17 protein-coding genes and 1 riboswitch are annotated in these 22048 nt (G+C 64.7%); of the genes, 11 read left to right on the top strand and 6 right to left on the bottom strand.

What is annotated here, in order from left to right; translation table 11 throughout:
• Positions 1–28: 28 nt before the first annotated feature.
• Positions 29–244, top strand: a riboswitch (cobalamin riboswitch).
• Positions 245–397: 153 nt separating this feature from the next.
• The gene (locus BUA26_RS07215; protein WP_072759117.1) at positions 398–2881 is read left to right on the top strand and encodes a ribonucleoside-diphosphate reductase subunit alpha; all 2484 of its coding nucleotides are present in this window, start codon (positions 398–400) and stop codon (positions 2879–2881) included.
• An 81-nt stretch (positions 2882–2962) separates the two neighbouring features.
• Here BUA26_RS07215 and BUA26_RS07220 read toward each other — a convergent pair whose 3' ends face one another.
• Complete coding sequence (locus BUA26_RS07220) at positions 2963–3316, bottom strand: four helix bundle protein (protein WP_072759119.1); 354 nt, start codon at positions 3314–3316, stop codon at positions 2963–2965.
• 14 nt (positions 3317–3330) lie between these two features.
• Between BUA26_RS07220 and BUA26_RS07225 the strand changes: the two genes are divergently transcribed.
• Together BUA26_RS07225 and BUA26_RS07230 are read left to right on the top strand one after the other, a co-directional pair.
• The gene (locus BUA26_RS07225) at positions 3331–4374 is read left to right on the top strand and encodes a ribonucleotide-diphosphate reductase subunit beta (protein ID WP_072759122.1); all 1044 of its coding nucleotides are present in this window, start codon (positions 3331–3333) and stop codon (positions 4372–4374) included.
• A 263-nt stretch (positions 4375–4637) separates the two neighbouring features.
• A complete protein-coding gene (locus tag BUA26_RS07230) occupies positions 4638–7883 on the top strand; it encodes a TonB-dependent receptor (RefSeq protein WP_072759124.1) in 3246 nt (1081 codons plus the stop codon).
• Positions 7884–8017: 134 nt separating this feature from the next.
• On the opposite strand, the gene BUA26_RS07235 is transcribed toward BUA26_RS07230, so the two are convergent.
• From BUA26_RS07235 to BUA26_RS07245, 3 genes are all read right to left on the bottom strand, one after another.
• On the bottom strand, positions 8018–8881 hold the full coding sequence (locus BUA26_RS07235; RefSeq protein WP_072759126.1) for a transporter: 864 nt from the start codon (positions 8879–8881) through the stop codon (positions 8018–8020).
• 92 nt (positions 8882–8973) lie between these two features.
• Positions 8974–9741: a hypothetical protein gene (locus tag BUA26_RS07240; protein WP_072759128.1), complete on the bottom strand. Its 768-nt coding sequence runs from the start codon at positions 9739–9741 to the stop codon at positions 8974–8976.
• Between the two features lie 213 nt (positions 9742–9954).
• Complete coding sequence (locus BUA26_RS07245; protein WP_083572896.1) at positions 9955–11220, bottom strand: S8 family serine peptidase; 1266 nt, start codon at positions 11218–11220, stop codon at positions 9955–9957.
• Between the two features lie 122 nt (positions 11221–11342).
• On the opposite strand from BUA26_RS07245, the gene BUA26_RS07250 reads away from it, so the two are divergent.
• The 4 genes from BUA26_RS07250 (at position 11343) to BUA26_RS07265 (ending at position 14972) form a co-directional block, all read left to right on the top strand.
• Entirely contained in the window at positions 11343–11831 is a 489-nt protein-coding gene (locus BUA26_RS07250; protein WP_072759130.1) for an RNA polymerase sigma factor, read from the top strand.
• Positions 11828–12580, top strand: a complete 753-nt coding sequence (locus BUA26_RS07255) for an anti-sigma factor family protein (protein WP_072759132.1) — start codon at positions 11828–11830, stop codon at positions 12578–12580. The genes BUA26_RS07250 and BUA26_RS07255 overlap by 4 nt, the downstream gene beginning before the upstream one ends.
• A 138-nt stretch (positions 12581–12718) precedes the next feature.
• Positions 12719–13105: a BlaI/MecI/CopY family transcriptional regulator gene (locus BUA26_RS07260; protein WP_072759134.1), complete on the top strand. Its 387-nt coding sequence runs from the start codon at positions 12719–12721 to the stop codon at positions 13103–13105.
• Between the two features lies 1 nt (position 13106).
• Complete coding sequence (locus BUA26_RS07265) at positions 13107–14972, top strand: M56 family metallopeptidase (protein ID WP_072759136.1); 1866 nt, start codon at positions 13107–13109, stop codon at positions 14970–14972.
• Between the two features lie 148 nt (positions 14973–15120).
• On the opposite strand, the gene BUA26_RS07270 is transcribed toward BUA26_RS07265, so the two are convergent.
• Complete coding sequence (locus tag BUA26_RS07270; protein WP_072759138.1) at positions 15121–17466, bottom strand: S9 family peptidase; 2346 nt, start codon at positions 17464–17466, stop codon at positions 15121–15123.
• Positions 17467–17678: 212 nt separating this feature from the next.
• Between BUA26_RS07270 and BUA26_RS07275 the strand changes: the two genes are divergently transcribed.
• Both BUA26_RS07275 and BUA26_RS07280 read left to right on the top strand, forming a co-directional pair.
• Positions 17679–18071, top strand: coding sequence for an acyl-CoA thioesterase (locus BUA26_RS07275; protein ID WP_072759140.1), 393 nt, complete (start codon positions 17679–17681; stop codon positions 18069–18071).
• Between the two features lie 79 nt (positions 18072–18150).
• On the top strand, positions 18151–18903 hold the full coding sequence (locus BUA26_RS07280; RefSeq protein ID WP_072759142.1) for a glutathione S-transferase family protein: 753 nt from the start codon (positions 18151–18153) through the stop codon (positions 18901–18903).
• A gap of 121 nt (positions 18904–19024) precedes the next feature.
• Here BUA26_RS07280 and BUA26_RS07285 read toward each other — a convergent pair whose 3' ends face one another.
• The gene (locus BUA26_RS07285; RefSeq protein WP_072759144.1) at positions 19025–19924 is read right to left on the bottom strand and encodes a LysR family transcriptional regulator; all 900 of its coding nucleotides are present in this window, start codon (positions 19922–19924) and stop codon (positions 19025–19027) included.
• A 103-nt stretch (positions 19925–20027) separates the two neighbouring features.
• Here BUA26_RS07285 and BUA26_RS07290 point away from each other — a divergent pair, with 103 nt between their 5' ends.
• Together BUA26_RS07290 and queF are read left to right on the top strand one after the other, a co-directional pair.
• On the top strand, positions 20028–21020 hold the full coding sequence (locus BUA26_RS07290) for an aldo/keto reductase (RefSeq protein ID WP_072759146.1): 993 nt from the start codon (positions 20028–20030) through the stop codon (positions 21018–21020).
• Positions 21021–21135: 115 nt separating this feature from the next.
• On the top strand, positions 21136–21960 hold the full coding sequence (queF, locus tag BUA26_RS07295) for an NADPH-dependent 7-cyano-7-deazaguanine reductase QueF (RefSeq protein WP_072759148.1): 825 nt from the start codon (positions 21136–21138) through the stop codon (positions 21958–21960).
• The last annotated feature ends 88 nt before the right edge of the window (positions 21961–22048 follow it).

A 22048-nucleotide genomic window follows, 5' to 3' on the forward strand; every position in this document is an offset into this window, starting at 1 on the left:
CTATTGGGTTGACCATGCTCATGGCACCCGATATGTTGTGTCCGTCGGTGCCCGTCCAGACGCGATCGTCGGTCGGGCTTAAAAGGGAATCCGGTGTAATTCCGGAACTGCCCCGCAGCGGTAAAGCGGAAACGAAAGCACCCACATGCACTGGCCCTCGGCGGCTGGGAAGCGGGCGCAAGTAGGAGGATCGCGAGATCCATGTCCGCAAGTCCGAAGACCTGCCGGCACATCGGGACGAACGTATCCCGGTGCGTAGTGACGGCTTCCGCGGGGAGGCACGTCGCGGTGCAGTGAGCCCCATGGCGCCTGCATTGCGGGCCGTCCCCGGAATCCATCGCTTCAGGCCCTGCGCGCGGGAGCAGGTGTTTGATGTCCATGCCGGGAGCCACCAGCCATGCAGCACCTCGATACCGCAGCCCGCGAGCGCGCCACCGCGCGCGTCGATTCACCCGCCACCGGAGCGGCCGCACCGTCCGCACCTGAAACCGCTTTCACCCTGACCCCGTCGCACAGTCCGTCCCAGATGCACGTGACCAAGCGCAACGGCGGCCGGGAAATCGTCGACGTCAACAAGATCGTGCGCGCGGTGACCCGCAGCAGCGAAGGCCTGCATGGTGTCGACCCCCTGCGCGTGGCGCTGAAGACGATTGGTGGCCTGTACGACGGCGCCACCACGCAGGAGCTGGATCAGCTGTCGATCCGCACTGCCGCTGCGCTGACCGCCGAGGAACCCGAATACGGCCAGCTCGCTGCGCGCCTGCTCGGCGCCTACATCGACAAGGAAGTGAGCGGTCAGGAGATCCAGAGCTTTTCGCAATCGATCGCGCGCGGCGCGGAACTGGGCATCCTCAATGCGCGCCTGCGCGACTTTGTCGCCACCAACGCGCGCAAATTGAACGATGCGATCGATCCGCTCGCCACGCGCCGCTTCGAATACTTCGGCTTGCGCACGGTGTACGACCGCTACTTGCTGCGCCATCCGCAGCAGCGCTTCGTGATCGAGACGCCGCAGCATTTTTTCATGCGCATCGCCTGCGCGCTCGGCGGCAACGAGATCGGCGAGACACTTGAACTCTATCGGCTGCTGTCATCGCTCGAATACATCGCCAGCTCGCCGACGCTATTCAACGCCGGCACCCGCCACGAGCAGCTCAGTTCGTGCTACCTGCTCGATTCGCCGGTGGACTCGCTGGAGTCGATCTACGACAAGTACGCCGACGTCGCCAAGCTCAGCAAGTTCGCCGGCGGCATCGGCCTGGCCTATTCGCGCGTGCGTTCGCGTGGCTCGCTGATCAAGGGCACCAACGGACATTCGAATGGCCTGCTGCCGTGGCTGAAGACGCTGGATGCGTCGGTCGCCGCAGTGAACCAGGGCGGCAAGCGCAAGGGCGCGGCCTGCGTCTACCTGGAATCGTGGCATGCCGACATCGAGGATTTCCTCGAACTGCGCGACAACACCGGCGATGACGCGCGCCGCGCGCACAACCTCAACATCGCGAACTGGATCCCCGACGAGTTCATGCGCCGGGTCGAGAGCGATGGCGACTGGTCGCTGTTCGATCCGAAGGTCATGCCGCAGCTGGTCGACAGCTGGGGCGAGACATTCGATCGGCTTTACCGCGAGGCGGAGGCCGACGGCTTGGCCGTGAAGACGGTGAAAGCGCGCGAACTGTACGCCCGCATGATGCGCACGCTGGCGCAGACCGGCAACGGCTGGATGACGTTCAAGGATCGCTGCAATGCCACCAGCAACCAGACTGCCCATGCCGACAACGTGATCCACCTGTCGAACCTGTGCACCGAGATCCTCGAAGTGAGCTCGGCCAGCGAGACGGCTGTTTGCAACCTCGGCTCGGTGAATCTGGCACGGCATGTGGTCCACGCCGCCGATGGAAGCCACGCATTCGATTTCGAGCAGCTCGCCTCGACCGTGCGCACCGCGGTGCGCCAGCTCAACCGGGTGATCGACCTGAACTTCTATCCGATCGACACCGCACGCACCGCGAACATGAAGTGGCGCCCGGTCGGTCTCGGTGTGATGGGCTTGCAGGACGTGTTCTTCAAATTGCGCCTGCCGTTCGATTCGACGGAAGCGCTGGCGCTGTCCAGCCGCATCGCCGAAGAGATCTATTTCCACGCCTTGTCGATGTCGACCGAGCTGGCCGAGGTCGAAGGCGCGCACCCCGGTTTCGCGGAAAGCCGCGCGGCGAACGGCGAGCTGCAGTTCGACTACTGGTCGAACGTCGCACCGCAAGACAACGCACGCTGGGACGCCTTGCGCGAACGGATCAAGCAGCACGGCCTGCGCAACTCGCTGCTGATCGCGATCGCACCGACCGCCACGATCGCCTCGATCGCCGGCTGCTACGAATGCATCGAGCCGCAGGTCAGCAACCTGTTCAAGCGCGAAACGCTGTCCGGCGACTTTCTGCAAGTGAACCGCTACCTCGCCGACGAACTGAAAACGCTGGGACTGTGGACGCAGGAAATCCGCGACGCGATCAAGCTGGCCGAAGGCTCGATCCAGAGCATCCACGCGATTCCGGAACGGCTGCGCACGATTTACCGCACGGTGTGGGAACTGCCGCAGAAGGCACTGATCGAACTGGCCGCCGCGCGCGGTGCGTACATCGACCAGAGCCAGTCGCTGAACCTGTTCATGGAGAATCCGAACATCGGCCAGCTCAGCTCGATGTACATGTATGCCTGGAAGGCTGGCATCAAGACCACTTATTACCTGCGCTCGCGTCCAGCCACGAAAATCACCAAGACCACGGTATCGGCAGACAGGACCGTACTCGTCGTGGATCAGGCACAAGCCAATGCGGCCGTGTTCTGCTCGCTGGAGAATCCCGAGTATTGCGAGGCTTGCCAGTAGAGCGAGGAGTGAGTGTGGAGGAGTGAGAAACGAGAGGAGGCAACGACAGTCCTTCGAACCCCTCTCTCCACTCACTCTTCTTCATTCGTTTCTCGCCTTGCGGCGCATGGCAGTGCACATGCGACTGACCTGATCGAGGGCAGAGCGGACAGCCTCCGTTTCGCTTTCGGGAAACCAGCCCAGCTGTTCGCACAAGGTGACTTGCGTTTCCAGCTCGGCGACAGAGCCTTGGGCAATGGCAAGGAACTGGGCCTTCTCCCGTTTCGATTCTCGCGTCCAGCCCTCGGCGATGTTGCTTGGGACGGAAACCGCAGCCCGCGTAAGCTGGCTTCGCATCCCATACATCTCTTCCCGCGGGAGCAGGGCCGTCAGCCGATAAATCTCCCGCGCCACTTCCATTGCCCGGTTCCACACCACTGCTTCTCGATAATGCATAGGACCTCCCTGTCATGAGTGCATCTTCTCTCGTTTCTCACTCCTCTTCACTCACTCCTCACCTGCTCGACCCCGGCTTCGAGCTGACACTCCGTCCGATGCGCTATCCCGGCTTCTACGAGATGTATCGCAATGCGATCAAGAACACTTGGACGGTCGAGGAAGTGGATTTCTCGATGGACACGCGCGACCTCAATGCGAAGATGTCGTCGGCCGACCGCCATCTGATCCAGCGGCTGGTTGCGTTCTTCGCTACCGGCGACACCATCGTGTCGAACAATCTGGTGCTGAACCTGTACCAGCACATCAACGCGCCGGAAGCGCGCATGTATCTTTCGCGCCAGTTGTACGAAGAAGCGTTGCACGTGCAGTTCTACCTCACCTTGCTCGATACCTATATTCCCGATCCGGCCGAGCGCAACGGCGCGTTCGCGGCGATCGAGACGATCCCGTCGATCCGGCAGAAGGGGGCGTTCTGCTTCAAGTGGATCGATTCGATCCAGGGCCTGCGCCGGTTGGAAACCCGCGAACAGCGCCGCCAGTTCCTGCTCAACCTGATCTGTTTCGCCGCCTGCATCGAAGGGCTGTTCTTCTACGCCGCGTTCGCCTACGTCTACTACCTGCGCTCACGCGGCCTGCTGCACGGCCTCGCGGCCGGCACCAACTGGGTGTTCCGCGACGAGAGCGGACACATGGCATTCGCGTTCGAGGTGGTTCGCACCGTGCGCGAACAGGAACCGGATCTTTTCGACGACACCATGCGCGCGCAGGTCGAGGAAATGATGGAAGACGCGATCGCCTGCGAAACCCAGTTCGCCGAGGACGTACTCGCCGGCGGCGTGGTCGGCATGTCGGTGAAAGACATGCGCCAGTACCTGGAATACTGCGCCGATCAGCGCCTGGCCCAGCTCGACATGCCGAAGAAATACGGCGCCAAGAATCCATTCGACTTCATGGACCTGCAGGACGTGCAGGAAGTGGCCAATTTCTTCGAGCGCCGTGTCTCGGCGTATCAGGTCGGCGTGCAGGGCGAGGTGGCATTCGACATGGCGTTCTGAGTTCAGCATCACCGGCAGGCGCGCTGGTTCACGGAATACGGTGCCGCTCCTGACCCATCATGCCATCGCGGTCGGGGCCATTCGGTTGTCATAAAAACTGGTCTAGAATCCCGGCTTGGCTCGAAGGTCCCCGGCTGTTTCACCGCTGTTGTCCGTCGACCGCCAACGGGAATGCATCGACGATCCGGTCAAGGGGGCAACACGCCGGATGGGTTTCTCGTGCGAGGGAGCATCCCGTACCGTCACCACATCAAGGATCCTCGATGACACATTCAATCCGCATGCGGGCACTTCCGATCGCCATCACTGCGCTGCTCGCCGTGGCGCCTCTCGCAGCACAGAACGTCACCACATCCGGCGTCAACGGCCGCGTGCTGGACGCCCAGGGCCAGCCGGTCGCCGGCGCCACGGTGACCATCCTGCACGAGCCTTCCGGCACCACCAAGGCGGTGACCACCGATGCCGACGGCCGTTACGCGGCGCAAGGTCTGCGCGTCGGCGGTCCGTTCGATATCAGCGTCAGCAAGCCCGGCATGGCTGCCGTCGAACAGGGCAATGTCTACCTGCAGCTGGGTCAGCCCTCCTCGATCAACCTGAGCATGGGCACCGGCGCGCAGAACGCGAAGGAACTGGCCGGCGTCACCGTGAGCGCCTCGTCGCTGGCGCAGACGTTCTCCTCGGACAACAAGGGGCTGTCGACCAACATCTCGCAGCGGCAGCTGCAGGCCACGCCGCAAGGCAACCGCTCGATCGATGATGTGGCGCGACTGGACCCGCGCATCACCGTGCTCGACCAGGGCGTTGGCTCGATCTCCGCCAACGGCATGAACAACCGCTACAACAACATCAGCGTCGATGGCGTGACCCAGGGCGATCCGTTCGGCCTCAACGCCAACGGCCTGCCCTACCAGAAGGCGCCCATTTCGCCGGAGACGATCGCCGAGTACAACATCTCCACCGCCAACTTCGACGTCATTTCCGACACCGTCGGCGCCGACGTCAACGCGGTGACCAAGTCGGGCACCAACCAGTACCACGGCTCGGTGTACTACGCGTATCGCAATGCCCGCAAGCTGGTCGGCGACGCCGGCTGGCTGCCCAGCAGCGACCACGGCTACACGTACCACGGCTACGGCAAGGATTGGACAGGCGGCTTCAACGTCGGCGGACCGATCATCAAGGACAAGCTGTTCTTCTTCGTCTCCGCCGAACACGAGAAGACCACCGGCATCGGCGCCGATTCGGCCAACGGCCTGGATTATTCGCTGGGCCAGGGACCCTCGACCAGCAACAAGGTGTCGCCGGGCGACTTGCAGAAAGTGATCGACGCGGCCAAGCAGCTCGGCCTCACCCCCGGCAACTTCGGCGGGCCCACCGGGCTAACCTACGACGACAAGCGCTACCTCGGCAAGATCGACTGGAACATCAGCAACGACCATCGCGCCAGCTTTACCTACCAGAACACCAAGGAGCTGCTGCCCGCGGTGGGCGGCAACAGTCCGAGCAGCGTGGGCCTGACCAGCTACACGTATACCAAGACGATCACCACCAACAACTACGTAGCCCACGTATTCGACGACTGGACCGACAGCTTCTCCACCGAGGCCAAGATCGGCTTCCAGAAGTACGTGCAGGACACCGCCGCGCCGTGGCGGCAGCCGGCCGTCAACGTGAACTTGTCGGCAGACGGCAAGGGTCCGTCGATCAACCTCGGCGAGGAACAGTTCCGCCACTACAACCACATCGATACCAAGAAGCTCAGCTTCTTCCTCGCCGGCACGTATATCCTCGGCGACCACACGATCAAGGGCGGCATCGACTACCAGCGCAACAAGATCAACAACCTGTTCGGCCAGACCGAATTCGGCCAGTACAACTTCTGGGGCATCAGCAACTTCCTGGCCGGCAACTACAACAAGTACGTGCTGTATCACCCCGCGCCGGGTTACGTGCTCGCCGATATCGCCGGCAAATGGACCTACAGCCAGTACAGCCCGTTCCTGCAGGACACTTGGCAGGTCAACGACAAGCTGTCGGTGCAGTACGGCGTGCGCGTGGACATTCCGCATTCCAGTGCCCAGCCGGCGTACAACGCACGCTTCGCACAAGCGTTCGGCTATCCGAACAACTACACGGTAGGTTCGAGCAACCGCGTGGTCGAACCGCGGCTGTCGTTCAACTATTTGTTCGACAGCAGCTACAAGACCCAGCTGCGCGGCGGTGTCGGCCTGTTCCAGACCTCGCCGCCGACGGTGTGGATGACCAACCCGTTCCAGAACAACGGCGTCACGCTGACCTCGTACACCTCGTTCAATCCGGCCAGCGCCCCGTTCAGTCCGGACCCGTTGAACCAGAACATCCCCGCGGGTGGCGGCGCCGGCTCGATCGACACCATCGCCAAGAATTTCCGCCTGCCGACCGTGTGGAAGGCCAGTCTGGCGCTGGACCGCGAACTGCCGTGGTGGGGTCTGATCGCTTCGGCCGAGTACGAGCACATCAAGGTACGCGACGGCATTCTGTACCAGGCGATCAACTTCGGCGCGCCGACCGGCACGCTGCCGGATGGCCGCCTGCAGTTCTGGAAGACGCCGGGCGAGGCGCCCAAGACGGCCGATGCGCTGGCCAACCAGAACCGCGCGTTCAGCACCGCGTCGACCCTGCTCACCAACACCCACAAGGGCAAGTCGGACAGCTTCACGCTGGCGCTGAGCAAGCCGTTCTCGGACAGCCTCTCGGGCAATGTCAGCCTGACCTTCAACCACGCCACCGATGTCGATCCGGGCACCGACACCATCGCCTACAACGGTTACCAGCGCGTGGCGCGGCTGAATCCGAACGCCGACGTCGCGGCGACCTCGAACTACAGCATCGCCAAGAGCTTCAAGGCCGCGCTGACCTGGCAGCACAATTTCTTCGGCGACTACCGCAGCCAGGTGTCGATGTTCTACAACGGGCGCACCGGCAATCCCTACACCTGGGTGTTCAGCAACGATGCCAACGGCGACAGCATCGCCGGCTGGGACCCGGCCTACATTCCGTCGGCCAACGACCCGAAGGTGGCCTATGCTGCTGGCACCAGCGCGCAGGTGATCCAGCAGTTCCAGAACTTCCTGGCCAGCGACTCCTACCTGCGCGACCACCGCGGACAAGTTGCCAGCCGCAACGGCGACCGCACCGGGTGGGTCAACACGCTGGACATGAGTTTCTCGCAGGAGGTGCCCGGCATCTTCAAGGGCAACAAGGGCGAGTTGCGGCTGGACGTGTACAACTTCCTCAACCTGATGAACAAGGACTGGGGCCGATCGAGCAACACCGGCATCTACCCCACGCGCACGCTGGCCAGCTACGGCGGCGTGAATGCAAAGGGACAGTACGTCTACTCGCTGCCCACCGACAAGAACGGCAACTACCAGCCGCAGCAACTGCAAGTCTATGACGGCGGTTTCTACGACCCCAGCCGCGTGGTATCACGCTGGTCGGCGATGCTGACGCTGCGATATACGTTCTGATCGGTCCGTTCACCTCGTTCCGACCGTCTGTTGATTTTCAAGATTGGCACTCAAGCCCCTGATCGGACATCAGGGGCTTGAGTGCCTGTGCCAAAGGCCAGCTGAAACGAGGCTACGGATCCCGATCAATACCGTCAGAACGTGTACTTCAGCGATGCGCCAGCGCCGTAATCCGGGCTGCCGTTGGCGAAGCCGCCGAGCGCATAAGCTTGCACGCGCAGGCTGTCGCTGAGCTTGTGGTTCCAGTAGCCGGTGAGCTCGCTCTGCGGGGCGCCGCCGTCGGCGATCCGCTCGCGGTAGTAGTAGTACGCGCCGATGCTGTCACTGGTGCTCAGCTTGTAGTCGGCGCCGATGTTCGCGTTGAAGCCGTTCTTCAGCTTGATGTACTGCGAGCTGCCGTACTTCATCCAGCCCACGCCGCCGAACGCCGTCCAGGCGCCGCTTACCTTGTAGGTATCCAGCGACAGACCATAGTCGTTCTTGCCGGTACCCAGGCCCTCGTTCTCGTCGGCGGTACCGAACTTCACCTTGCCGGTGAGATCCAGGCCGAACGTGCGGTCGGCACTGCCGAACAGCTCGTAGCCGGCCGACGCGGTGATGTCGCCCAGGCCCGAGGCCGAACCACTAGTCGTCGCCGTCGTGCCGCCGGTGGACGAACCGCCGCAGGCATGGATCGCGCCGCCGACTGCACGGCCCACGCCGCGGCACAGCGGATTGTTGTTCTTCACCTTGCCCACGCCGGGAATCACGTTGCCGGGACCGGTAATGTTGATGTACGGCACGGTGAGCTTGAACGTCCAGCGATCGCTCTGGTACGCCGCGGTCACCGGCACCGACCAGATATCGGTCGTGGTGTCGGTGCCGTACTTGCCGCTGCTGTAATCGGCACCGGCGGAAAGGCTGAACTGGTCGCTGTCGGGCGTGGTGGCGGCATGGGCCGCCGGTGCACCGATCAGCAGCAAGCCGCCGACGATCATCCAGTGTTGTGGGTTGCGCATGTAAGAGGTTCCTTGCAGATGTAGGGAATGCCAGCAGGCCCGGCATCACACCGGGCCTGCATGAGGGCTACCGCGTAGCGCGGAGGCTGGGCTCAGCCGCCCGGGCGGCCGGCGCGGCTGGGGTGATCCGGAATCTGCGGACGATCAGGCAGTGTGGGCTTGCCCGCAAAGTCCGGCTTGCCTGCGAAATCGGGCTTGCCCGGGTGGTCGGTCGCGCTCGGACGATCGGTCATGTGGCTCTGGCCAAACACGACCTTTTCAACCGAGGCGTTTGCATGCGCATGCGCGCTGGCGGAAGCGGCGCCGGCGGCCTTCGGCGAACGCATCACGTCACCCAGCTTGAAACCCATGCTGTTGGCGATCTGGCCCCAGCCTTCGCCGGCGGCGCGCAGGGCCAGCACACCCTTGAGGTCTATGCTGGTGCCGTCGGCCAGCACCAGCGTGCCGCCGTTGAGCGCAGCCTCAAGTTCGGTCGCGGTCGGATCGGTAATGCCGGCCTGGGCCAGACTGGCCTCGGCCAGCGACAGCGCGATCTTCACGTTGCCGTAGCCCATCTGGCCGGTGGCGGGCGTGAACGTCGTTGTGGTGGTGGTGCTCGGCGTGGTGGCCGTAGCAGTGGTGGTCTCCGTCAGCGTGATCGCGGTGCCGTCGCGCAACCCGGTGACCAGCGCCTGCGAGTTCGTGTCCGAACCGGCGAAGCTGATGAACTCGGTGCTCAGCCGGGTCGATTCATGCGTGCTGGTGCCCGTGGAAACGGAAGTGCCGGACGAAGTGGCGGTCTGCGCCATGGCCGGCGTAGCGGCCAACCCGGCCAACACGGCGGCGCAAACGAGCGTGAGTGTGAGGTGTCGGATTTTCATTGCTCTCTCCTATGGGATGCCACAAAGGCGGATTACTGAGAAACGGACATCACGGTCATCGTCAAGGCAAAGGCACCTGCGATCAGGGTCATGTCGAGAGTCGTGTTTCGCATGAGGACGCCTTCTGCCTGCGGTGGATCCGAGGCTTGCCAGTTCCATTACGCCCGGGCCCCCAGGATCCTTCCCTGCGGTCGAGTCGCGTTCGGAATGCGTTCAGGGAGAAAGCAGGCCGTAGCCGTAGCGCGTATCGCGGCCTGGAGGCCCGAGGTCGCGGGCCATGGTGGCCAGGCGCTGCACGATCTGCGCAGCCGCGCCCTGGCGTGGCGCATCCAGCAACTGGGCTGCCCTTCGCGCCACGATCGGCGCCGCGAACGACGTGCCGCGCAACGCATCGCTGCCGCGTCCGGCCACGCCGGATGCGCAGAAAGCCACCTGGCTGCCGCTGCCGGACTCGGGCAGCACGCGATCGTGCTCATCGACCCCGCTGACGCCGATCACACCGGAGTAGGCCGCCGGGAACAAAGGCGGCGCCGCAGGTCCGTCGTTGCCGACCGCGCTGACCAGCACGTGGCCACGCGCGACCATTGCCTGCACTGCGCGCGCAAGCACCGGATTGTCCGGGCCGACCAGGCTGATGTTGATCACCGGCACGCGTTCGCGCGCCATCCACGCGAGCGCTTCCACCAGGCTCGACGTGGCGCCGCCGACTTTATCGGCGCACCACAGGTCGGCTGCGTAAAGCGTGTCGGGATCGCCATCGACGAGGCGTGCGGCCACCGCGGTGCCATGCTTCGACACTGTCGATGTCTTGCAGCCATGTTGCTCGATACGTGCGCGTGCCAGTGCCGGGTCGGCCAGATCCACGCCACCATCGATCAGTCCGACACGTCGCGGCATGGCGCTGGATGGCCCGGCCGGCGACGTATTGCCTTGGCGGAGATCGCCGTCGCCCGCGGACAGGTAGAGATGCTGGTAGGCGAAGGTGACCTTCGGCGCCGCCTGCTGCAGTGTCTGCAGCGCTTCGATCTCGCTGCGTCCACGCGTGTCGTGCAGGACCACCACGTCCAGTCCCAGCGTCGCATCCGCCGGCGCCTGACTGTCTGCGGTGAACCCCTGTGCCTGCACTGCATGAAGTTGCCCGCCCGAAAGACCCAGCGCAAGGAATTCACCACGCAGAACAGGCTCGCCGTGAGGATCCACCGTCACACGCTTGGGCTCTTCGCGCAGCAAGGTATTGATCTGCGACTGTCGCGTGGCGGCCGGCGTCTCATGCACCCGGTCCTCGATGTGTTGCATCGCCGCGGCGGGAAGCGTAACGGGCACGCGGGGCGTGGCGGGCATGCCTCCACGGGGAACGTGCACGTCGGGCAACCCCCGCGGCGGACCGCGCAGCTGTGCCCGCGCAGGCGCCGTACCACCCACCGCAAGCGCGATGGACAGCAAGGAAATCAGCACGGAAATCGGGCGCTGCATCGGCATGGCGGAACCGGCCGGTAATCGGAGGTCAGAATGCTAGCATTGGCTGACTTTACGCTCCCGAACCGCGCCGTGACTCGCGAGGGAAGGAATCGTCCTCTTCAAACGTAGTGAAAAGGCAATACGTGGATCCGAGCCAAGTTGTGCGCGAAGGATTGATCCCGCTACTGCCGCGTCTGCGCCGTCTCGCGAGGGCGTTGGCGGGACAGGCCGATGATGCCGATGACCTGGTGCAAATCGTGCTGGAGCGTGCCATGACTCGGGCGGCGCAATGGCGACCGGACGCTGCATTGGACAAGTGGGTGTTTGCGATCGCGCGCAACGCCTGGCGGGACGAGCTGCGCGCCCGCGGAAGATCGCAACGCCTGTTCGCGGGCGAGGAAGCCGGTGCCATGGCTGCCGACGGAAACACCGGGCCCGCACAGAAACTGGAGCTGGCAGCGGCGCTGGCTTCCCTGCCGCCAGATCATCGTGAAGTGGTAGCCCTGGTGCTGGTCGAGGGTTTGTCGTACGGCGAGGCCGCCGAGCTGTTGCAGGTACCTGTGGGAACCGTCACCAGCCGTCTGGCGCGTGCTCGCTCCACTTTGCAGTCTTATCTTGGAAACGACACATGAACCTGATCGACAACGACACATTGCAGGCTTACGTGGACGGCGAGCTGGACGCGACAACCACCGCGCGAATCGACGCCGCGCTGGTGCACGACGATCTGCTTCGACGCCGCGTGCAGCAGGCGCGCGCCCTGCGCGCGCAGCTGAAGGCCGCGTTAGACCCGGTGCTCGACGAGCCGGTGCCGGCGCGCCTGTCCGCACTGTTGCAGTCGGCACGTCCTCCGCAACCGTCGATGCCGATAAAGCCATTGGCCCAGTCTGCAGGCCGACGGGGATTTGGCGCGGGCCGGCGCCACACGTCCCGGCGCTGGCTGCTGCCGATCGCAGCAGCGACCGCGTCACTCGCCGTGTTGGCCGTGACGCTGTGGTGGCATGCCGGAGGATTGGTAGGCGTGCACGACGACCGGCAATATGCTGCGGCTGCCTTGTCCGATGCGCTTGACCGAGCGCTGGCCAGTGAACCCGATCCGCACGCTCCAATCAGCATCGGCCTGAGTTTCCGCAGTGCCGACGGACGCATTTGCCGCACATTCATCAACCGCGCCAAGCCGATAGCCGGCCTGGCTTGCCATGATGATGCGGGGTGGTGGTTGCCCGTGCTCAGTGCAGGCAGAGAATCCGAAAACGGCGAACTGCGACAAGCCGCCAGTGCCATGCCCCCCGCCGTCCAGGCAGCGGTCGACGCGCGCATCCGCGGCGAAGCCTTCGATGCTCAGCAAGAGCGCGCGGCGCGCGATGCCGGCTGGCGCTAGGTATGCTCTGACCCTCAACGCAGAGGTTGAGAAAACAACCGGCGTTTGAAGCGGGCGCGGGGTTACCGGCGGCCCATTGACTACAGGTGTAGTCAAGGCGTACCGTGACTACACCTGTAGTCACGAAACATTCCGGCCATGTCCAAACCTTCCATTGGCGATCAGGAGCTGGCGCTCCTTCATTATCTGGCCGAACACGGCGGTGCCTCCGTCGGCGAGGTGGCCAGCGGCTTCGGCGAACCACGTGGCCTGGCCCGCTCCACCGTGCTGACCATGATGGAACGCCTGCGCGGCAAGGGTTATCTGAAACGCCGGCAGCTGCGCGGCATGTTCCGCTACAGCACAGCGACCGGGCCGAAAGAGGCGATGCGCAGCGCCGTGGGCAGCTTCGTCGAAAAGACGCTGAGTGGTTCGGTCTCGCCGTTCGTGGCCTGGATGTCGGAGCATGCCGAAGTCAGCGAGACAGAGCTGGCCGAGCTCGAGGCGCTGGTCGCGCAGTTGCAGACCCGGCGCAAGGAGTCCTGATATGGCCTCGCTGACTGTCCTGCTCGATACCTTGCTCATCCGGCTGGCCTGGACATCGGCCCAGGCCGTGTTGCTGATCGGCGGCGTCTGGCTGATCGGACGCCTGCTGCCGCAACTGCCGTCCGCATTGCGCTGCACGCTGTGGTGGCTGGTGGGCCTGCAGCTGATTCTCGGGCTGTGCTGGAGCTCGCCGCTGCAACTGCGCGTGCTGACTCCGCCTGCGCAGGTCGCGACCGTGGCTTTGGACCATACCGTCTCGCCGGTGGCCATCACTGATGCCGCGCCCGTGATCCACTTGGCGTCCGTACCGGCCCAGCCGGTGCCTGCCGCGTGGCATGCGCACTGGCGGCTGATCCTGATTTCGCTATGGCTGGCCGCCGTGCTCACGCAACTGCTTATCGCGAGCAGGCAGTGGCACAGCGCGCGCCGCGTGTTGCGGGACTCGCGCCCGCTGAAGGACAACGCGCTGCGGGCCGTATGCGCGGAACAGATGCAGAACCTGGGACTGCGCCGCCAACCGGAGCTGCGTGTTTCCGCCGCGATCAGCTCACCGCAGATCACCGGTCTGTGGCACCCGATCGTGTTGCTGCCGGCCGAGCAACGACTCACCCTGAGCGAGTCGGCGATGGCGATGGCTCACGAGCTGGCGCATCTGCGCCGCGGCGATCTGTGGCTGGGCTGGGTCCCCGCCATCGCGCAGCGGCTGTTCTTCTTTCATCCACTGGTGGCCTGGGCGGTGCGTGAGTACGCACTGAGCCGCGAGGCCGCCTGCGATGCACAGGTGCTGCAGCAGACCGGCACGATGCCCCAGGCCTACGGCCATCTGCTGCTGCGTCTGGGCGTTGCCCATCCGATGCATTCCGGTCTGGCCGGAGCTTCGCCGTCGTTCCACAATCTCAAGAGGCGACTGACCATGTTGCAGCAGTCCGACAACCTGTCCCGGCAGCGCATACGCGCATGGCCATTGATCATCGTAATCGTGCTGGCCGGCGTGCTGCCTTATCGCGTCACGGCGAGCGCGCCACCGGCAAGCGCGCCGCAGACAGCGGCGACAACGCACGCAACACCTGACGATCCCACGCCGACGCCATCATCTCCTCTGCCATCGCCGCCGCCACCGCCTCCTGCCCCGTTGCCACCTCCGCCGCCGCTTGCTATCACTCCGCCACCGCCTCCCCCTCCGCCACCGCCGCCGCCGAATCCCGGAAACCGCTTTTCGGCGCGGCATGTCGATATCGACACCCATTCGAATGCCCGCGAAGGCTTCGCCCTGATCGACAGTGATGCCGTCACCATCAGCGGTTCGGAGAGCGATCTCAAGACGGTGGAACAACTGCGCAAGGCCAACACGCCGATGCTGTGGTTCCGCCGTGGCGACAAGGCCTATCTGATCCGCGATGCAAACTACATCCAGCGCGCCAAGGCGATCTATGCGCCGGTGTCCGCGCTGGGCAAGCAACAGGGCGAATTGGGTGGCGAACAGGGCCGGCTCGGTGGCTTGCAGGGCGGGCTCGGTGCCCGCCAGGGGGCGCTGGGATCGCAGCAAGGGCAGCTCGCCAGCCAGCGGGCAAAGCTGGCCAGTGAACAGGCTGAGCTCAGCGGACAAGCCCACGACGACAAGCGCCAGCTAGAGCTCGAAACCAGGCAGGCCACGCTGCAGACCCGGGAAGATGAACTAGGCCGGCAACAGGACGATCTTGGCCAGCAGCAGGAAGCACTGGGCAAGCAGCAGGAGGCACTGGGCGCCAGGCAGGAAGCCCTCGGCAAACGCCAGGAGCAGGCCACCGAGCAGGCCAACCAGCAGATCGGCAAACTACTCGACGAGGCGCTGGCCCAGGGCGTCGCGCAAGCTGTCAATCCCCGCTGACCGACGGGATGGCCCGGTCGGCCGGTGACGCCTGACCGGGCAGTTTTTATCGCGTACCGCGGGTGGCCGCAGGATCGGACAAACCCGATGCCCGCATCACACTCCGGGCTTGCAACACTCCGCTCTTCCGTGGAAGAGCGGATGTATCTCAGTCCTTCGGCACCTTCATCGCGTATTCCTGCGGCGGCGTATCGCCGGCAAGATTGCGCACGAAGTAGTCCCAGCGTCGGCGAGTCACATACGGTGACGCCTTGCCGTAACCGTGGTGGGCATTGGGAATCAGCAGGAGGTCGAAATCCTTGTTGGCCTTGATCAACGCATCGACCACCAGCAAGGTGCTCGAGGTCGGCACGTTGTCGTCCATGGTGCCGTGGGTCAGCATCAAGTGGCCTTTGAGGTTCTTCGCCATGCGCTGGTTGGCCTGGTCGTCATAGTTGCTGCTGCCGTCCTTGTTGGTCACCAGCAGGCCCTGCCACTTCTCGGCCCAGTCGTCCTCGTAGTTGCGGTTGTCGTGGTTGCCGCTCTCGGCCCAGCCGACCTTGAAGAAATCGGGATAGCGGAACATCGCATCGGCGGTGGTATTGCCGCCGCCGGAGTGGCCCCACATGCCGACGCGGTCGAGATCGATCCACGAGTAGCGCTTGCCCAGCTCCTTCAGCCCGGCGATCTGATCAGGCAGCGTGTTGTCGCCGATGTTGCCGAAGTAGGCATCGTGAAACGCCTTCGAACGCCACGGCGTGCCCATGCCGTCGATCGCCACGACGATGAAACCGAGTTCCGCCAGCCCCTGGTGATCGACACGTGACGGCATGAAACTGCGACTGCCGACCGAACCGGTCTGCGGACCGGGGTAGACGTAGTCGACGATCGGATACTTCTTCGACGCATCGAAGTTCGTCGGCTTGAACATCAGGCCGTACAGCTCGGTCTTGCCATCGCGCGCCTTCACCGTGAACGGCGTCGGCGCGATCCAGCCGCTGGCGACGAGCCGGCTGATGTCGGCCTTGGCCACCTGCGCCACGGTTTGCCCATCCTGCGCATGGCGCAACACGGTCACCGGCGGCTCCGTCGGGGTGGAATACGCATCGACGAATAGACGTCCGTCCGGCGACAGCGCCACCGTGTGATCGGCCGGTTCCGGAGTCAGCAGAGTCGGCTTGCCGCCATCGAGGCCGACCTTGTAGAACTGCTGGTAGTAGGGGTTCACGCCCGGCTCGCGACCCACGCCGCGGAACCACAGCGTGCGTGTCTTCGGATCCACCTTCAGCACCTGGGTGACGTTGCCTTCGCCGGTGGTGATGGCGCGCTTGAGCTTGCCGCTGTCCAGGTCGTACAGGTACAGCTGGCCCCAGTTGGTACGCTCGGAGAACCAGATCGCCTCGTGGCTTTCGGGCAGGTAGAACCAGTTGACCTGGTCGTTGCCGCTTTCGTAGTAGGTCTTGACGCTCTCCTCGAATACGGTGCGTACCGCGCCGCTCGCCGCATCGGCGATGCGGAACCATTCGTGCTTGTGGTCGCGCGAGGTGGAAACGAAGGCCAGCGTCTTGCCGTCCGGCGCCCACTTCACATCGTCCCAGCCGCCGTCCGGGCCGCAGCTGACGTCATCGCACAAGGTGGAGCGATGCTGGTCCGCCGGCATCTTCAGCCGCACCACTTGATGATTCGGCACGTCGATGATGACGCGCTCGATCATGGTCACATCCTTGTCGCCGACCAGCGGATACTTCCACGCCTCCAGCTTCGGGTGACCGACGTTGGTACTGATCATGTACATGTCGCCGGTCTTGCGCTGATCCTGCTGGAACGTGGCGATCTGCTTAGAATCCGGCGACCACTCCAGGATCGCGCTGTCGGTGTGCTTCCAGCCCGCGTTGTCGGTGGCGTAGCCGAAGTTCTCCACGCCATCGGTGGTGAGCTGCGTCTCCTTGCCGGTAGCGACATCGCGCAGCCACAGGTTCCAGTTGCGGATGAACGCTTCGCTTTTCTTGTCCGGTGACAGCACGCCGGGTTCGTGGCCATGGTCCGCCTTGCCGTCCGTCTTCGCGCCGCTGCCAGCCACGCAGGTGACGGCGGCTTGCAGGTTGCACAGGTAATGAGCTTCCCTGATGGCAACGTTGATGCGGCCATCCGGCATCACGCTGTAGTCGGTGATCGGCAGTTTCTTCGCGTCGACCGGCTTGCCGGTCACCTTGCCCAGCGCGGCGGCGAGCTTGACCTGATCGAACAGCGGCGTGACCTTGCCGCTGGCCGCGTCCATCTGCACGAAATGGTCGCCGTTGCTGTCGTGGTCGCGATACCAGAAATGGCCGTCGTCCAGCCAGCTCACCTTCTGCACCGCGTGATCGACCAGCGGCGCGGTGTTGTACATGGCGAAGCGCTCCGCGCGCGCGTAGTCCTCCGTCCCCAGAGTGCGCCCTTGCGCGGCCGCGGCCGTCGACAGCAAGCCCAACATCATGGCGCCGAACAGACGCGATTTGCCGATCACCACATACATATCCTGACCTCCAAAAAAACCGGGGGACGCAACCGCTGGCGGCCACGCTGACACATAAACTGCCCGATGCTAGCGCGATATCGCGCCGCTCTCCCTGTGCCAAAGGTCCATGTCGCCATGCAGCCTGCCGGTTTGCGGCAAACTACGCGCCTGTGCCGGATATCGCCCCGAAGGCGTACCGCCCGCCGCCCTCCCCCTTGCCAAGTGATCCCATGACGACCGCACCGATCGAAGCACGCCTGCTGGAAATGGTTTTCCCCGACCACACCAATCACCTAGGCACGCTGTTCGGCGGCCAGGCGCTGGCGTGGATGGACAAGGCCGCCTTCATCGTCGCTTCGCGCTATGCGCGGCGCACCGTGGTCACCGCGCGTTCGGAGGAAGTGAACTTCCGCGTGCCGGTGCGCACCGGCCAGCTGGTGGAACTGGTGGCCAGCGTGGTCAAGGTCGGCCGCAGCTCGATGCACGTCGAAGTGGAGATGACTGCCGAGGATCCGCTCACCGGCGACCGTCGCGTCTGTACCACCGGCCGCTTCGTGATGATCGCGCTGGACTCCAACGGCTCGCCCACGCCGATCCCGGCGCTACCGCCTGCAAGCGGCTGAGCAAACCGCGCCTGCCGCTGCTTGACGCGCATGCGGCAGCCATCGCACGCTGCGGCTCCTGTCCCGTGGAGTCGCCGTCATGCCGCAGCGTCTCAGAGTCATCGGCAATTACATTTCGCCGTATGTGCGCAAAGTGCTGGTCTGTCTGGAGCTGAAAGGGCTCGACTACGAGGTCGATCCGATCGCGCCATTTGTCGGCAACGATGAATTCTCCAGGCTCAGTCCGCTTCGTCGCATTCCGGTGCTGATCGATGACCGCTTCGTGCTGAACGATTCCTCGGTGATCTGCCAGTACCTGGACGACCGCCACCCCACTCCGGCGTTGTATCCGGCCGATATCGCCGACCGCGCGCAGGCACGCTGGCTGGAGGAATACGCCGACACGCGGCTGGCCAGCGGGCTGATCTGGAAGCTGTTCTATCAGCTGGCGATCAGGCGCCACGTCTTCGGCGAGGCCACCGACGAAGCGGTGGTGCAGCAGGCGCGCGACGCGGAGATACCCGCCGCGCTCGACTATCTGGAAAAACAGCTGCCGGACGACGGCTTCCTGTTCGGCCCGCTGTCGATCGCCGACATCAGCATCGCCAGCTTCTTCCGCACCGCCTCGTTCGTGCGCTACGCGATCGACGCCACACGCTGGCCGCGCAGTGCCGCTCTCGTCGCGCAGGTGCAGGCGCTGCCGGTGTTCCAGAAACTCGCCCGCTACGAGGACTGCATGCTGCGCCTGCCGCTGGCCGAGCAGCGCGGCGCACTGATCAGCGCCGGCGCCCCGCTGACCAGCGACACACTGGGAACCAGCGCGCCGCGGCACTTCATACCGCGCGAGTCGTAGACGTTCCCTCCCACCTGTGTAGGAGCGCGCTTGCGCGCGATGCTTTTTTACGTAACGTGGCGAAGAGCATCGCGCGCAAGCGCGCTCCTACATAACAACAGCTCGGCCCGACGCGGCAGCCTCACCGCTGATCCGCAGTGAGCTCCACCAGCCAGTCGACGAACACGCGCAGCCGCGCCGGCATCTGTCGCTGCGGCGGGTACAGCACCGTCATCGGCAGCGCCGGCGGCGGCGTGGTCGGCAGCAGTTCGACCATCGTGCCGCGAGCCAGCTCCCGCTCGATCCGGTAACGCGAGAACTGCGCGATGCCGAGGCCGGCGATGCAGCAGCCTAGATAGGCGTCGGCACCATTCACCGTGATCCGCCCGGGCAGGCTCACCTGGCGCCGCCGGCGCCCCACCATGAACTCCAGCGGTTCGGCGCGGCGGGTGGTCGGCGAGGCCCAGTTCACCGCGAGATGTCCATCATGCAGCGCAGCCAGCGAGTCGGGCCGGCCATGCCGGCGCAGGTAGTCGGCGCTGGCCACGGTGATCTGCTGCAAGGTCGCCACGCGCCGCCCGACCATGCCGATATCGCCAGGCTCGCCGACCCGCACCGCGCAGTCGACGCCTTCGCGCACCAGATCGACGAAACGATCGCCGGTGCCGATGTCCAGCTCGATCTGCGGAAAGCGCGCGCAGAACGCCGGCAGCGCCGGGATCACCAGCAGCCGTGCCAGCGCGGCCGACAAGTCGACGCGCAAGCGCCCTTTCGGCTGTACCGCGGCTTCGCGAAAATCCGTTTCCACCTCGTCCATGTCGGCCAGCAGGCGCACGCAGTGGCCGTAATACACCTCGCCGTCGCGCGTGGTGCTGACCCGCCGGGTGGTCCGCTGCAGCAGCTGCGCGCCGAGCCGCGTTTCCAGCCGCTTGATCGCGTGGGTAACGGTGGCGCGCGGCAGGTTCAGATCGTCCGCGGCGGCGGTGAAGCTGCCCAGCTCGACGATCCGCGTATACAGCCGCATGGCTTCGAGACGATCCATGATTGTTTCCACTGATTGAATAGTGATGCTCATTATTGAGTATTTATCCGAATACCGGCATGGCGCACCATGCTTTCCGTCCCTCACCACCGGAACCACGACCATGCAGACCCGCACCCTCGGCCGCCACGGCCCGAACGTTTCCGCCCTCGGCCTCGGCTGCATGGGCATGAGTGACTTCTACGGCCAGCGCGACGACACTGAATCGATCGCCACCATCCAGCACGCACTGGACCGCGGCCTCACTCTGCTCGATACCGCCGACGTCTACGGTCCGCACACTAACGAGGTGCTGGTCGGCCAGGCGATCAAGGGGCGCCGCGAGCAGGCTTTCATCGCCACCAAGTTCGGCATCGTGCGGGACCCGAACGACCCGTTGAAGCGCGGTGCCAACGGTCGCCCGGACTACGTTCGCGCCTCCTGCGACGCCAGTCTGAAACGGCTGGGCATCGACACCATCGACCTGTACTACCAGCACCGCGTCGACTCGAACGTGCCGATCGAGGAGACCGTGGGCGCGATGGCCGAGCTGGTGGCCGCAGGCAAGGTGCGTTACCTGGGCTTGTCCGAGGCTTCCGGCGCGACCTTGGAGCGCGCCTGCAAGGTGCACCCGATTGCGGCGCTGCAGAGTGAATTCTCGCTGTGGACGCGTGACCCGCAAGGCAACGGCATGCTGGAATCCTGCCGCCGCAACGGGGTCAGCCTGGTCGCCTATTCGCCGCTGGGCCGCGGCTTCCTCACCGGCGCGATCCGCTCGCCGAACGATTTCGAAGCCGATGACTACCGCCGCAACAGCCCACGCTTCCAGGGTGAGAACTTCACCCGCAACCTGCATCTGGTCGAACAGGTCAAGGCGCTGGCCGCCGACAAGGGATGCTCTCCGGCGCAGCTGGCACTGGCCTGGGTGCTGGCGCAGGGTGACGATGTGCTGGCCATTCCCGGCACCAAGAAGCGCTCGCGGCTGGACGAGAACCTCGGCGCGCTCGACGTGCAGCTCGGCGCTACCGAGCTGGCCGCGATCGATGCGGTGTTCCCGCCCGACGCGGCCGCCGGCGAGCGCTATGCCGGCGCGATGATGCAGCTGGTCAACGCGTAACCTGCGCGTCTCTGTCGGCATGGTTATGCGGGACTTTCCCGCATAACCATGCCGTTGCACGACGGTCTCCGCGCCAGCCGCCAGCACAACCGGCAGAGCGGCTAAAATGCGCGGCATGAACACCCCAGAACATTCTCCGCTCGGCAAGGACACCATTTACGCCGATCGCTACGACCCGTCCTTGCTGTTTGCGATACCGCGTACCGACAAACGCGCGGAAATCGGCGTGGCCGAACCGCTGCCGTTCCACGGCGTCGACATCTGGAACGCTTACGAGCTGTCGTGGCTCGATCTGCGCGGCAAGCCGGTGGTGGCGCTGGCGGAGTTCCGCGTGCCGGCCGCGTCGCCGAACATCATCGAATCGAAATCGTTCAAGCTGTATTTGAACAGTTTTGCGCAGGAACGCATCGCCGATGTCGCCACGCTGACGACCACACTGATGCACGACCTGTCCGCCGCGGCCGGTGCAGTCATCGGCGTCCAACTCAGCGAAGCGGATGCCGCCGCATTGCCGGTCATCGATCTGGACGGCCATCTACTCGACCGCCAGGACATCGAGATCGACCACTACGGCCCGCCGGAAGCCGATTTTCTGCAAACGGATATCGGCGCCACTCCGGTGGCGGAAACCCTGGTCTCGCATTTGCTGCGCTCGAACTGCCCGGTCACCGGCCAGCCGGACTGGGGCAGCGTGCAGATCGCCTATCGCGGCGCACCGATCGACCACGCCGGCCTGCTGCGCTACCTGGTCTCGTTCCGCGAACACAACGAGTTTCACGAGCAATGCGTGGAGCGCATCTTCGTAGACCTGCTGCAGCGCTGCGCGCCGCAGCAGTTGAGCGTGTACGCGCGCTACACCCGCCGCGGCGGACTGGATATCAACCCATTCCGCAGCAGTGCGCCGGCCACGCCGAGCAACTTGCGCACGGTTCGCCAGTAAGCATCCGATGCCCCTGAGGCAGGCGGCTTTATCTTTGCGTCATGGCCACGTGAAAGTTCAGTCGATGCCGCGCTCCCCGGTAATCAAC

This window comes from Rhodanobacter sp. OK091 (assembly GCF_900142825.1).
In the GTDB taxonomy this organism is placed as follows: Bacteria; Pseudomonadota; Gammaproteobacteria; order Xanthomonadales; family Rhodanobacteraceae; genus Rhodanobacter.

Excerpts from the sequence above, each read along its gene's own strand:
- BUA26_RS07215 (WP_072759117.1), top strand. The coding sequence starts at position 398 with ATGCAGCACCTCGATACCGCAGCCCGCGAGCGCGCCACCGCGCGCGTC.
- BUA26_RS07220 (WP_072759119.1), bottom strand. The coding sequence starts at position 3,316 with ATGCATTATCGAGAAGCAGTGGTGTGGAACCGGGCAATGGAAGTGGCG.
- BUA26_RS07225 (WP_072759122.1), top strand. The coding sequence starts at position 3,331 with ATGAGTGCATCTTCTCTCGTTTCTCACTCCTCTTCACTCACTCCTCAC.
- BUA26_RS07230 (WP_072759124.1), top strand. The coding sequence starts at position 4,638 with ATGACACATTCAATCCGCATGCGGGCACTTCCGATCGCCATCACTGCG.
- BUA26_RS07235 (WP_072759126.1), bottom strand. The coding sequence starts at position 8,881 with ATGCGCAACCCACAACACTGGATGATCGTCGGCGGCTTGCTGCTGATC.
- BUA26_RS07240 (WP_072759128.1), bottom strand. The coding sequence starts at position 9,741 with ATGAAAATCCGACACCTCACACTCACGCTCGTTTGCGCCGCCGTGTTG.
- BUA26_RS07245 (WP_083572896.1), bottom strand. The coding sequence starts at position 11,220 with ATGCCGATGCAGCGCCCGATTTCCGTGCTGATTTCCTTGCTGTCCATC.
- BUA26_RS07255 (WP_072759132.1), top strand. The coding sequence starts at position 11,828 with ATGAACCTGATCGACAACGACACATTGCAGGCTTACGTGGACGGCGAG.
- BUA26_RS07260 (WP_072759134.1), top strand. The coding sequence starts at position 12,719 with ATGTCCAAACCTTCCATTGGCGATCAGGAGCTGGCGCTCCTTCATTAT.
- BUA26_RS07265 (WP_072759136.1), top strand. The coding sequence starts at position 13,107 with ATGGCCTCGCTGACTGTCCTGCTCGATACCTTGCTCATCCGGCTGGCC.
- BUA26_RS07270 (WP_072759138.1), bottom strand. The coding sequence starts at position 17,466 with ATGTATGTGGTGATCGGCAAATCGCGTCTGTTCGGCGCCATGATGTTG.
- BUA26_RS07275 (WP_072759140.1), top strand. The coding sequence starts at position 17,679 with ATGACGACCGCACCGATCGAAGCACGCCTGCTGGAAATGGTTTTCCCC.
- BUA26_RS07280 (WP_072759142.1), top strand. The coding sequence starts at position 18,151 with ATGCCGCAGCGTCTCAGAGTCATCGGCAATTACATTTCGCCGTATGTG.
- BUA26_RS07285 (WP_072759144.1), bottom strand. The coding sequence starts at position 19,924 with ATGGATCGTCTCGAAGCCATGCGGCTGTATACGCGGATCGTCGAGCTG.
- BUA26_RS07290 (WP_072759146.1), top strand. The coding sequence starts at position 20,028 with ATGCAGACCCGCACCCTCGGCCGCCACGGCCCGAACGTTTCCGCCCTC.
- queF (WP_072759148.1), top strand. The coding sequence starts at position 21,136 with ATGAACACCCCAGAACATTCTCCGCTCGGCAAGGACACCATTTACGCC.